The following is a 12,750-nucleotide window of genomic DNA, read 5'->3' on the forward strand; positions in this document are numbered from 1 at the left end:
AAATCACTAGAATATGCAAAGAAATATATGACATTGCGTGTTACAATAAGGTGAAACTTTAATCATCGGGGAGTTATTCATTCCCGATGATTATTAGTTTTCAGCAATTTTAATTTTGATAAAATGAAACTTTTGAAAGATAGAAAGGATCGTTATTTGTGAAACAAGTGAAGTTTATACATGCGGCTGATTTGCATTTGGATAGTCCGTTTAAAGGGATGGAAATGAATGTTGCGCAGTCTGTTTGGGAGAGAATGAAGCAAAGTACGTTTGAATCATTTGAGCGTATTGTTGATAAAGCGATTCAAGAGCGCGTTGATTTCGTATTACTAGCCGGGGATTTGTATGATGCGGAGACGAGAAGTTTGAGAGCGCAAGTGTTTGTGCGCGAGCAAATGAAGAGACTGTCGCAGTATGATATCCCTGTTTTTATTATTCACGGTAACCATGATCATTTAGGTGGAAGCTGGGCAGCAATTGAGTTTCCGGAAAATGTTCATGTGTTTACGGAGCCTTATGTAGAAGAGAAATCATTTTATAAAAATGGTGAGCTACTAGCTTCTATTTACGGGTTTAGTTATTTGCAGCAAGCGGTAACGGATAATATGACAGCACAGTATACGAAAATGAGTGATGCGCCTTTTCATATTGGCATGCTTCACGGAAGTGTGGAAGGAGATGCAGAGCATAACCGCTATGCACCGTTTCAAATTCGTGAGCTGAAAGAAAAGCAGTTTGATTATTGGGCTCTTGGCCATATACATAAACGTGAAATTTTATCAGAAGAGCCATGCATTATTTATCCAGGGAATATACAAGGACGTCATCGTAAGGAAACAGGTGAGAAAGGTGCGTACCTTATTGAACTTACGAAACAAGGAACGCAATGTTCATTTTTCCATACGGCAGATGTTGTGTGGGATGAGATAGAAGTGAATATTGATGGACTTGAAACTGTTGATGAACTTATGACGAGCGCATCGAGTACGATGAATGAGTGCCGAAGAGAAGCGGAAGGTACGCTACTTACTGTCGTATTTACAGGACAAGGCCCACTTTCTCCTTATTTACGTGATGAAAAACGTGTGGAAGAGATTTTTCATATTTTAGCAGCGGGCGAAGAGCGAAAAGATTTTGTATATGCGATGAAGTGGAAAAATGAGACGGTTTCTTTTGCGGAAATCGAGCGTTTGAAAGAGGAAAATCATTTCGTCGGTAGTGTGCTAAAAGAGCTAGAAGCTTTCACCAATATGGACGGCGTGTTACGCACGATTTGGACATCTCCTGTAGCGCGTAATAGTATTGAATCTTTTACAGAAGAAGAGAAGAAAGAGATTCAAAAGGAAGCAGAAAATATTATTTTAGAGCAATTATTCCAGCAAGAGAGGGATAAGAAATGAGAATTGAAAAACTCCATATTTATGGGTACGGAAAATTAGAAAATGTGGAAATGGATCTGTCAATGCTGGCAGTGTTATACGGTGAAAATGAAGCGGGGAAATCGACAATTCGCTCATTTATGAAAAGTATTTTATTCGGTTTTCCAACGAGAGGACAGCGCCGTTATGAGCCGAAAGAAGGCGGCAAGTATGGCGGTGCGATGACTGTACAAACAGAGAAGTACGGCCGTTTGAAAATTGAGCGATTGCCAAAGACGGCAGCTGGCGAGGTGACCGTGTATTTTGAAGACGGGAAAACGGCCAACGAGGAAATTTTACACGATATATTAAGCGGGATGAATGAAAATTTATTTGAATCTGTCTTTTCATTTGATATGCACGGTCTTCAAAATATTCATCAGCTAGGCGAAGCGGATATCGGAAATTATTTATTTTCGGCAAGCGCAGTCGGAAGCGATGCGTTATTACAGCTAGATAAAAAGCTAGAAAAAGAAATGGATCAGCGCTTTAAGCCGAGCGGTCGTAAACCAGAAATTAACGTGTCACTGCAAGAAATGAAGAAGCTTGAAGAGAAGATGAAAGAGTGGCAAGGGAAAATTGGCACGTATGAAAAGCAAGTGGAGCAGTTAAAAGAAAGTGAAGAGAAACTTGCTTCAGTTCGTGCGGAAAAAGAGAGTGCAGAAAAGCGAAAGCAAGATTATGAAATATTAGCAGCGCTAGAGCCTCTCGTTATTGAAAAGTGTGCGCATGAGAAAGTGTTAGAAAACGAGAGCGGGCAGTTTCCTGTAAACGGGATGGCGCGTTATGAAGCGATTAAGGCGAAGATGGAGCCGCTCCAATTACAAGTTGATTCGCTCCATAAAAAAATAGAGAATGTGCAATCGGAAATTGAATCGATTCAAATAGATGAAGAGTTTTTACAAAAAGAAAGTTATGTAGAAGAACTTCGTATGCAGCATATGTCTTACGAAAATGCACGCCAAGAAATGCGTGATATGACAGGAACAATTACGAATATAAAAGAAGAACTGGCAGAATTAGAGCAACAAATCGGTGCTACTTTTGAAAAAGAAACAGTTCTTTCGTTTGATATGAGTTTGGCAACGAAAGAGTTAATTACGCAAACGGTGCAAAAGGCGCGCGAACTAGAAACGCAAAAAGTACAGCTTGACGAGCGTTTTAAAGTAGCGCAAGAGCAACTAGAAGAACAAGAAGAAAATATAAAACAGGTTAAGCACCAAATGTTAGCGGATGAAGAACGAAATACGCTAGTTGAGAAAGAAAAGTCATTCCAAGATGCGGCGTTTATCGGTATGGGCGCAGAGAGAATGAAGCGCAAGTATGAAGAGAAGGCAGGAGCGGCAGTGCAAAAGAAAAAACAGTGGCAAAGAGTTTGTCTTCTGTTACTTCTTATTAACACAGTCGTTTTATTCACAAGCTTATTTATGGACAACCGCCTACTCTTATTTATTAGTGTCATTATTTTTGTAGGGATCGTTCTTGCTCTCGTTTTATATAAAGATCCGTCAAGTGGATTACAAGAAGAGCTTCTTACTCTTCAGCAAAGTGCTGGTGGGAGACAAAGTGAAGAAGCGATGTCAGTTCGTTATCAATTAGAAAAAGATGAAGAGATACGTAAATTATTTGAGCGTGAGTCGTATAAGTTACAGCAAATGGAGCGAGCTTATGATAAAGTCGTTTCATCGTATGAGGAATGGGAGAGAGAAACGTTCCGCATTAGCGAACAAGTAAATGTGTATAAAGTGCGCTTTATGTTCCCTGAATTTTATACGTATGCACACATATTGCCGGCGTTTGAGCGTATGGAAAAAATGCAGCAATTATATCGCGAGTTAGAGAAACAAAGTGAGCGGAAATCTTCATTATATGAAATGATTTCGCAATTTGAACATAAACTAGAAACTGTTATCGGTAGTGCGGAGTATAGTAAACTGCACGAGGCACAAAGCCGTATGCAAAATGAGAAAGAAAAACGTCAAACTTGTAAGCAGTTAAAAGAGAAGCTTGCGGAATGGCAAGAAGAATATGAGTTCATGCAAGAGCAATTGAAACAACTGTTAGTAGAACGAGATAGTTTATGGCATATCGCACATTCTACAGATGAAGAGATGTTTTTAGAAGCAGGTAAGCTGGCGGAAAAACGTGAAGATGCTGAGAAGCAAGTAGGGCGTTTATTACCGCAAATTGATCTGTTAGAACAGCGTTTAACGAGTTTATCATTAGCTGAACATTATGAGGCTGACGGTTATGATGAAAAATTAAAGCAAGAAATGACGGCCGCGCAAAATTGTCTTATGAAAGAGAAAGAACTGACAGAGCGTATTGCGAAACATCGTATGGAAATCGCGAATTTAGAAGAAGGTAGTACGTACGGTGATTTACTGCACGAATGGGAAATGAAAAAAGCGCAAGTGCGTGAACAAGTGAAGAAGTGGGCTGCTTATGCGGCCGCGAAGACAGTATTAACGAAAACGAAGCAATATTATCATGAAGTACATCTTCCTCGTATTTTACAAAAATCAGAAGAGTATTTCGTCTATTTAACAGGCGGACGATATAGTAAAATCTTTTCACCGTCAGAGGCGGAACCGTTCATTGTGGAACGTAATGATGGTATTCGTTTTTACAGTCATGAACTAAGCCAAGCGACAGCGGAGCAGTTATATTTATCGTTACGATTTGCGTTAGCGAAAACGTTTGAGCATGATTACCCATTTATTATTGATGATAGTTTCGTGCATTTTGATGCGATAAGGACGAATCGTACGATTGAACTAATAAAGGAAATTGCGAAAGATAGACAAGTCATCTTCTTTACATGCCATGCGCATTTATTAACGTATTTTACAGAAAAACAGATTATAAAATTAACGCATAAGCGTAAAGAAAATGAGTTGTAGTGTGCTATACTAAAAGTAATTGATATGGTGGAGGAATTCGAATGAAAAAGAAAATTGCAGAATATGAAGTTGGTGAACAAGTCGATGTTTTCTTGTTAATTAAAACAGCGACAAAAGGTTTAGCAAGCAATGGGAAACCATTTTTAACAGTAATCTTACAAGATCCAAGTGGAGATATTGAAGCGAAGCTATGGGACGTATCGCCAGAAGTTGAGAAACAATATGTAGCAGAAACAATCGTTAAAGTAGCTGGTGATATTTTAAACTACAAAGGACGTATTCAATTACGTGTGAAACAAATCCGTGTTGCGAATGAAAATGAAGTAACGGACATCTCAGACTTCGTAGAAAAAGCACCAGTGAAAAAAGAAGATATGGTTGAAAAAATTACGCAATACATATTTGAAATGAGAAACCCGAACATTCAGCGTCTAACAAGACATTTGTTAAATAAGCATCAAAATGAATTTTTAGAATATCCAGCAGCGACGAAAAATCATCACGAGTTCGTATCTGGACTAGCTTATCACGTTGTATCGATGCTTGATTTAGCGAAAGCTATTGCGGCTCTATACCCATCATTAGATAAAGACTTACTATATGCAGGCGTTATTTTACATGACCTTGGTAAAGTAATCGAATTATCTGGCCCAATTTCTACAACGTACACGTTAGAAGGAAATTTACTAGGCCACATTTCTATTATGGTGAACGAAATTGGTAAAGCAGCAGACGAGCTGCAAATCGATGCAGAAGAAGTATTAATTCTTCAACACATCGTTCTTTCTCACCACGGAAAAGCAGAATGGGGTAGCCCAAAACCACCGTTAGTAAAAGAAGCAGAAATTCTGCACTACATCGATAACTTAGATGCAAAAATGAACATGATGGACCGCGCATTAGGACGCACAAAACCAGGTGAATACACAGAGCGTGTCTTTGCACTTGATAATCGTTCGTTCTATAAACCGACGTTCCATAATTAATAATGTGAATCAAATGGCCTCATTAAGTGTAAAAAACTTAGTGAGGCTGTTTTTTATTGAAAATGAAATAAAATAGTTACAATACGTGTATTGCTTCAATAACATATGATCATTCTTAAGAATGTCATTGAAATGTATCAATAGATTCTAGTGTAGCAAAGTAAATTGTGCTATGATGTGAGCAAATATAAAACTATCTAACGGAGGAATTCACATGCCGCATGTTGTGTTTCGTGGAATTACTACTGAACAATTAAAACACATAAGCAAGCCATTAGTAGAAGAGCTCGCAGAGATTTGTGAGTGTGGTACGGATAATTTTACGTTGGAACTACCAAGTTCTACGTTTGTATTCAATGGAGAAGAAATAGAAGCGTTTCCTCTTATTGAAGTGAAATGGTTCGAGCGTGGACAGGAAATTCGTGATCGATTTGCCAAGGCCATTACTACATATGTAATGGATTTTGGACTTCCAGAAGTAGAGGTTGTATTTACGATTTTCACAGAATCAGCGTATTATATTAACGGAAAGCATTGTGCAAGTTAGAGCTATTTGAAAGATTTTTGTAACATTTATAAGGGGTAGAACCACATCGCTATCAAGCTAACTAGACAAAATACCCCCTAAAAAGAAAAAGGCGTTATTCTTTCTGAGAAATCATAGGAAAGGATAACGCTTTTATATCAATATGGGGTACAGCCGAGATACGTGTAAAAATAGGTCATAGATTTACTTTTTTCCCAACTATGACCTATTGAGTTTATAAAGGGATTGCTTCTTCTATTGGTTGGGGGATTTTCTGTAAATCAATTACATAATCCCCAAAGCGTTTTATATGTATAGTCATATAAGGACTTAGCCTTTCTAAATCTTGGCGTGAAAAGCCATAACCTTCTTTTTTAGTTGCCATAAAATTATAGTGATATCTACTACATTTTGAAAAATTACAGAATTGGTGATTAAATCATTGTATTTAATATAATCGATTCAATTCTTTATAAAAAGTTTGGTTATTTTATTGAAGCTTATTCCACAAACACACTCGTTTGTTAACTTTTTTACTGTTTGAAAGCCATATTTTTTATATTGATTCATTTATTGGAAAAACCGAAAGTTTTAAACTCTCTCTATTACATATTTATTTTTGGAAAAATAGCCTAACTCCAAATACTAATAATACTGTGCCAGTAATACCCTCTATTGTACGGTTCACCTTTTCTTTTCTTAAAAAAGTTCTTAATTGACGTATTAGAGAGATATAAAGTAAATACCATATTGCTGTCAAAGTCGTAAATGTGAATCCCAACAAAAGAAATTGGAAGAAATGACTTTGATTACTCACAATAAATTGGGGTAGAAAACTAAGGAAAAATACAGCCGTTTTTGGGTTTAAGATTGCCGTGGTAAATCCTTGTCTAAAACTTTTAACCGTTCCAATATCCTTAGAGTTTATTTCCACTGAACCTGACATATCTTCTTTTTTAGAAAAGGCACTTTTAATTGACCTTACAGCTAAATAAATTAAATAAAATGCCCCAGCATATTTTATTAATGTAAATAGCATAGCAAATTTCATTAAGATAGCAGAGAGTCCTAGTGTAGCCATTATTGTATGAATCATCATTCCAGATACCGTTCCTAAAACGGTCTTTATCCCACCATTTCTACCATGAGAGATAGTGTTTTTTGTAACTAAAGCAAAACCGGGACCAGGCATCATTATAATAAGGAGTGCTGTAAGGATAAATAGTAAATAATTTTCCATGTTCTCGTATTTCCTTTCTGGTTTTTAGTTTTGCTTATAGTATAGCTTTTTTCCTTAAAACATTAAATATAAAAAGTGTGATCAGGATAGTATCATAAACTTTCAAGGAGTTGTAATTGAATTATAGAGGGCTTCACTTGAATAATGTTCTTCTGTAAATGAGCGTTTTAATGGAATTTCAATTACATAAATAATCAGATTTTTGTATGAAAGGATAACTCAATTAAATAAATTAAGAGCGTTTTTTAATTACTTTTTCTCGGAACACTCTTAATTTTCTTTCGTTTATCGAGGGTATTAGTATCAACTTGACCAAACATTATCCAAAAACTACATTTAACATTTACGAAAGCATATTCGAATAATCATTCATTAAATTTCTTATCAATCACCAAAAATTAATAATCATAAGGAAGAGGTACGTGACCTTTTATTTAAGAAATTACTTATTCTTAAAAAAATGAATTAACTCCCCATAAATAATTGTAAAGATATAAAATTCTATAATTCCCTCGGAACAAAAAATTATCTTTTATAGCAACGAAGTTCATTTTTATCGTTTTGGGGTAGTGTATTCTTGTTAGCTTGATGGGCATGGGGAGCTTTGAGTCTTTAGCTGGATAGTGACGCTATCCAGAAATTAATGATTTTACACCCTAAATGTTATTTAACTAAAAAAAATCTCAAATTCGAGATTTTCCACTTGCTTTTCAATCACTTGAGGTGTAAAGTGATAGTAACGAAAGCGATTGAGTCATATGCAAAACATACACTCACTTGCTTTCGATTAAAAAACGAAGTAACTTATTCAGTAAAAACTAAGATGAATTTACAAAAACATAATGAGAATAAATTGAAAAGCTAAGAAGCATATTATTTTTTAGGTATCACTTGACTAGTAAAATGAAGCGGAGGAATTATCAATGTATGAAATTAAAGGGCATCATCACATTTCAATGGTTACAAAAAACGGAAGTGAGAATAACCATTTTTATAAAAACGTACTTGGTTTACGCCGTGTGAAAATGACAGTAAACCAAGATGATCCGTCCATGTATCACTTATTTTATGGAGATAAAACAGGAAGTCCAGGTACAGAATTATCGTTTTTCGAAATGCCTTTAGTAGGAAAAACGTACCGCGGTACGAATGCAATTACTCGAATTGGATTACTAGTTCCTTCAGAGGATAGCTTGCATTACTGGAAAGAACGCTTTGAGAAATTTGATGTGAAACATAGTGAAATGACAACATATGCAAATCGTCCTGCTTTGCAATTTGAGGATGCTGAAGGTCTTCGGTTAGTACTACTCGTTTCAAACGGAGAAAAAGTAGAGCATTGGGAAACTTGGGAGAAATCAGAAGTTCCTGCTGAACATCAAATTCAAGGAATGGGCTCTGTGGAAATGACAGTTCGTAGACTTGATAAACTGGCGAGTACACTAACAGACATATTTGGTTATACAGAGATTAGCCGAAGCGATGAAGAAGCGGTTTTCCAGTCTATTAAAGGAGAAGCCTTCGGAGAAATCGTTGTGAAATATTTAGATGGTCCTACTGAAAAGCCAGGCCGCGGTAGTATTCATCATTTAGCAATTCGTGTAAAGAACGATGCAGAGCTTGCTTACTGGGAAGAACAGGTAATACAAAAAGGTTTCCATTCTTCAGGCATTATCGACCGTTTCTACTTTAAAAGCTTATACTTCCGTGAATCAAACGGAATCCTATTTGAAATTGCGACAGATGGACCAGGATTTACAGTTGATGGAGATGTAGAACATTTAGGAGAAAAACTTGATTTACCGCCGTTCTTAGAAGAGCAGCGTGCAGAGATTGAAGCGAAATTAGTACCTATTGAAGAGAAATAATAGAAGAGAAAATATAACTTTAAAACCATTGGAGGAATATAAAATGAACCAATTAAAAGGAATTCACCACGTTACAGCAATTACAAGTAGTGCAGAAAAGAACTATGAGTTTTTCACTCACGTTTTAGGAATGCGTTTAGTTAAAAAAACAGTAAATCAAGATGATATTCAAACATACCATTTATTCTTTGCAGATGATAAAGGTAGTGCAGGAACAGATATGACATTCTTTGACTTCCCAGGTGTTCCAAAAGGAGTACACGGTACAAATGAAATTTCAAAAACTTCATTTCGTGTTCCAACTGACGCAGCGTTAGCGTATTGGGTGAAACGCTTTGACCGTCTTGAAGTGGAACATACAGGCATTAAAGAGCAATTTGGTAAGAAAACTCTTTCTTTCGTTGATTTTGATGACCAACACTATCAATTAATCTCAGATGAATTAGATAACGGGATAGAATCAGGTACACCGTGGCAAAACGGTCCAGTTCCATTAGAATATGCAATTACTGGCTTAGGCCCTGTATTTATCCGCATTTCAAACTTTAGTTTCTTTAAAGAAGTGTTAGAAAAAGTTCTATTATTTAAAGAGATTGCGCAAGAAGAAGAATTCTATTTATTTGAAGTAAACGAAGGTGGAAATGGTGCATCTGTTATTGTAGAACATAATACGGTTCTTCCAGAAGCACAACAAGGCTTTGGTACAGTGCACCATGCCGCATTCCGCGTAGAAAATCGTGCTGTATTAGAAGAATGGATCGAGAGAATCAGTAGCGTAGGACTCCCTTCATCTGGCTATGTAGATCGTCACTTCTTCGAGTCATTATATGCAAGAGTTGCACCACAAATCTTATTTGAATTTGCAACAGATGGCCCAGGATTTATGGGAGATGAGCCATACGAAACACTTGGCGAAAAATTATCTTTACCTCCATTCCTAGAGCCAAAACGTGAAGAAATCGAAAAATTAGTTCGTCCAATTGATACAGTGAGAAGTACGAAGGAATTTATTAAAGAGTAAAAGTAGAGATAGTAGAGCAAGTAGTTTTAGCTGATAGCTGAAATTGCTTGCTTTTTTATTTGTTCCATTAAGTTTTCTGACAATTGTTTCTCAAGTTATCAAAAAGGAAAACTTTAGTATAATTCATTTAAATTATAAATTTTCTGACAATTGTTTTTCAATACATAGAAAAGAGGTGATAATATACAATTCGGATAATTGTATAAAAATCCTAATTTTGTAAGTTTAGAGAAAAGGGGATGCGAGTGTATGGGAGCAGATGTAGTAACGCGGGAGCAAATGAAACATTCTTTAGATGATTGGTATCGTGTAATGTTGCAGCAAAATATAGAGAAAGCTAGGGAAATGAAGGAAGATATCGAGAGTGAGTTTTCTAATGTAAAAGAGGATGGGGATTTATGGCTATATTACTCTTTATTAGATTTTAGATATAAAGTGCTGGCGGATGGCTTACAAATTACTAAAAATAGTTTTGATAAAATTGATGAAATTTATAAAACGTCTGAAAATCGTTTGTCATATTACTATTATTTTTTAAGGCAATGCATGCAACTCTAATATCAAATTACAATGATGCAAGTAGATGTTATGAGAAGGCCAAAACACTAATAAAATATATTCCTGATGAATTAGAATATGGGGAATTCTGTTATCGTCTTTCTGCATTTTTCTACAATACAAGGCAACCAATGAATACAATAAAATATGTAAATAAAGCTAAAGAAATTTTTTCAAAACAAGCAGGACAAGATATGAATATTGCTTTATCTCAAAATCTTTTAGGACTAACTGCCATACAAATAAAGCAATATGAACAAGCAGAAGAGTGTCTAAATTCAGCGATAGATATTCTACAAAAACAGGATAACGCTATATTGCTTTTAAGGGTACGTCATAATTTAGGATGGCTATACGCAAGTCAAAACCTTTCTGCACTAGCTATTCGACATCTTTCGGAAGTAACAGAGAAATTCCCAGCGCATTTCAAAGCGATTTTCCTACAAGCTAGGGAACATTTTAAACTGGGAGAAACAAACATTGCTGAAGAATTAATTGATAGAGGATTAAATATTTGTATGGAGTTAGAAAATGAAGAGTATATACATCATTTTAGTATTTTAAAAGCAGTAAATGGTAATGTTCCTATTAAAGAATTAGAGCAGATTATCCTTAAAGGAATTACTTATTTTGATAAAGAATCTTTATATAGTTACACTCAGGAATATGTGGAAAAACTTGCAATAAAGTTTCGTGAGGATGCTAATTACATGAAAGCAAGTGATTATTTTTACAAAGCATTACAGGCAAAAGAGAAGAAGATAGAGAGAGGAGCATTAAAATAATGTTTAAAAAAATAGGTATGACTGTAACTGGTATAGTGTTAGTTGGTATTGTATCTGTCGGTTTAAATAGTTCTTTTGTACAACAAGCGGAGCACGGTGATGTTCCAGCACCAGCAAAACCAGACTACGTTAATATAGGAGATACAGGAGGAGCGCCAGCCAATTTCAATAAAGGAGATGGTGGAGCGCCAGTAAATAATAAAGGTGACGGCGGCGGAGTAAGCCAACTATAATAACAAAGAAAAGGACTGAAGTCATATTAAGTCCTTTTCTTTGATATAGAGAAGTATAGAAAAAAGAAGTCCTTTTCTTTGTTATTAGGCCATGTAGAGAAAAGAATTGACTTACTTTAAAAGTGTAACTATAATAGTTACAAAACGGCCATCATTAATAGAAGTAAGTAATATTTTTTAGTTTAATTGTAACTAACATAGTTACAATTAAAATTAATCATAAAACAACCAAATAATGTAAAAACTTTAAATAGCAACAAGAGAAAGGAGACGTGAATTTTGAAACGGTTTAAATTTTATTTTATTAGCGGTATTGTGCTCGTTTTGTTAATCGTATGTAACTTCGTTGATAAGCCGATTGCAAAGGTTGGAGAAGTGAAAAATACTGTTATGATGAAGCTGAATACGAAAGAGAGTATGGCGCAGATTGATGGGCAGACGATTTACTTTAAGCAAATTGGTGAGGGGAAGCCACCTTTACTTATGCTTCACGGATTTGGTGGTTCTTCAGATGGGTTTAGTGATATTTATCCAGAACTTGCACGAGACCACACGATTATAGCGGTTGATATTTTAGGATTTGGACGTTCTTCGAAGCCGGTTGATTTTCAGTATTCGTTTCCTGCGCAAGTGAATTTATATTATAAGTTAATGAAGAAACTCGGATACGATCAATTCGCAGTACTTGGTCATTCGATGGGCGGAGAGATGTCTCTAAATTTAGCGTATTTATATCCGGATGCAGTAACGCATCTCGTTTTAGCGGATTCTACAGGGATCGAGTCTTTCCAGCAAAAAGAAAGCTATGAAGTGCCGCCGCTATCAACGGACTTACAAACTGTAACAGAGATTACAGATTATAATAAAAATGCAGTGAAAAATAGTCGCGATGATAAAGAGCATTATGATCAACTGACGAAAATGAGAGAGCGCCGCATTGCGATGGAAGCCGATAAAATTAAGGTGCCGACTTTAATTATATGGGGACGACACGATAAGAGCGTTTCTTGGAAAAATGGTGAACTGTATCATGAGCTATTTGCGAATAGTACGTTCCATATCATTGAAAAAGGATACCATGCACCGTTTCGCCAGGAACCAATAGAGTTTATGGAATATGTACAAGCGTTCTTCGCGAAGAATCCACAATAAATTTTAAGCATAAATCCACTTCTTTCCTCATACAGTGAAACTAATAAGGCTTGTCTAAGG

Annotated in this window: 9 protein-coding genes and 2 pseudogenes; 9 read left to right on the plus strand and 2 right to left on the minus strand. The window is 35.9% G+C overall.

The features are described from left to right. Positions 1-158 precede the first annotated feature (158 nt). From DN394_RS16955 to DN394_RS16970, 4 genes are all read left to right on the plus strand, one after another. Positions 159-1,400, plus strand: coding sequence for a metallophosphoesterase family protein (locus DN394_RS16955; protein ID WP_097918423.1), 1,242 nt, complete (start codon positions 159-161; stop codon positions 1,398-1,400). Then, a complete protein-coding gene (locus DN394_RS16960) occupies positions 1,397-4,321 on the plus strand; it encodes an ATP-binding protein (protein WP_149294007.1) in 2,925 nt (974 codons plus the stop codon). Before DN394_RS16955 ends, DN394_RS16960 begins: the two co-directional genes overlap by 4 nt. A 41-nt stretch (positions 4,322-4,362) precedes the next feature. Beyond that, complete coding sequence (yhaM, locus tag DN394_RS16965) at positions 4,363-5,307, plus strand: 3'-5' exoribonuclease YhaM (protein ID WP_000726645.1); 945 nt, start codon at positions 4,363-4,365, stop codon at positions 5,305-5,307. Positions 5,308-5,521: 214 nt separating this feature from the next. Beyond that, positions 5,522-5,854: a DUF1904 family protein gene (locus DN394_RS16970; protein ID WP_088290965.1), complete on the plus strand. Its 333-nt coding sequence runs from the start codon at positions 5,522-5,524 to the stop codon at positions 5,852-5,854. 214 nt (positions 5,855-6,068) lie between these two features. On the opposite strand, the pseudogene DN394_RS29825 reads toward DN394_RS16970, so the two are convergent. Both DN394_RS29825 and DN394_RS16980 read right to left on the minus strand, forming a co-directional pair. Continuing rightward, positions 6,069-6,286, minus strand: a pseudogene (locus DN394_RS29825) (Tn3 family transposase); the annotation flags it as partial. A gap of 160 nt (positions 6,287-6,446) precedes the next feature. Then, complete coding sequence (locus tag DN394_RS16980) at positions 6,447-7,073, minus strand: LysE family translocator (protein WP_075310457.1); 627 nt, start codon at positions 7,071-7,073, stop codon at positions 6,447-6,449. Positions 7,074-7,996: 923 nt separating this feature from the next. Here DN394_RS16980 and DN394_RS16985 point away from each other — a divergent pair. The 5 genes and pseudogenes from DN394_RS16985 to DN394_RS17010 all read left to right on the plus strand — a co-directional run bounded on the left by DN394_RS16985 (position 7,997) and on the right by DN394_RS17010 (position 12,690). Continuing rightward, positions 7,997-8,941, plus strand: a complete 945-nt coding sequence (locus DN394_RS16985) for a ring-cleaving dioxygenase (protein WP_149294008.1) — start codon at positions 7,997-7,999, stop codon at positions 8,939-8,941. 43 nt (positions 8,942-8,984) lie between these two features. Next, positions 8,985-9,962, plus strand: a complete 978-nt coding sequence (locus DN394_RS16990) for a ring-cleaving dioxygenase (protein ID WP_149294009.1) — start codon at positions 8,985-8,987, stop codon at positions 9,960-9,962. Positions 9,963-10,211: 249 nt separating this feature from the next. Then, positions 10,212-11,305 (plus strand): annotated as a pseudogene (locus DN394_RS16995) (response regulator aspartate phosphatase). Then, complete coding sequence (locus tag DN394_RS17000) at positions 11,305-11,538, plus strand: Phr family secreted Rap phosphatase inhibitor (protein WP_149294010.1); 234 nt, start codon at positions 11,305-11,307, stop codon at positions 11,536-11,538. Before DN394_RS16995 ends, DN394_RS17000 begins: the two are co-directional and overlap by 1 nt. Before the next feature lie 279 nt (positions 11,539-11,817). Beyond that, positions 11,818-12,690 carry an alpha/beta fold hydrolase gene (locus DN394_RS17010; RefSeq protein WP_000819463.1) on the plus strand — a complete coding sequence of 291 codons (873 nt, stop codon included), beginning with the start codon at positions 11,818-11,820 and terminating at the stop codon, positions 12,688-12,690. The last annotated feature ends 60 nt before the right edge of the window (positions 12,691-12,750 follow it).

Source organism: Bacillus sp. BB081 (assembly GCF_008368895.1).
GTDB classification, from domain to species: domain Bacteria; phylum Bacillota; class Bacilli; order Bacillales; family Bacillaceae_G; genus Bacillus_A; species Bacillus_A wiedmannii.

Coding starts and splice junctions, on each gene's coding strand:
- DN394_RS17000 (WP_149294010.1), top strand. CDS start 11,305: ATGTTTAAAAAAATAGGTATGACTGTAACTGGTATAGTGTTAGTTGGT.
- DN394_RS16960 (WP_149294007.1), top strand. CDS start 1,397: ATGAGAATTGAAAAACTCCATATTTATGGGTACGGAAAATTAGAAAAT.
- DN394_RS16980 (WP_075310457.1), bottom strand. CDS start 7,073: ATGGAAAATTATTTACTATTTATCCTTACAGCACTCCTTATTATAATG.
- DN394_RS16985 (WP_149294008.1), top strand. CDS start 7,997: ATGTATGAAATTAAAGGGCATCATCACATTTCAATGGTTACAAAAAAC.
- DN394_RS16990 (WP_149294009.1), top strand. CDS start 8,985: ATGAACCAATTAAAAGGAATTCACCACGTTACAGCAATTACAAGTAGT.
- DN394_RS16970 (WP_088290965.1), top strand. CDS start 5,522: ATGCCGCATGTTGTGTTTCGTGGAATTACTACTGAACAATTAAAACAC.
- yhaM (WP_000726645.1), top strand. CDS start 4,363: ATGAAAAAGAAAATTGCAGAATATGAAGTTGGTGAACAAGTCGATGTT.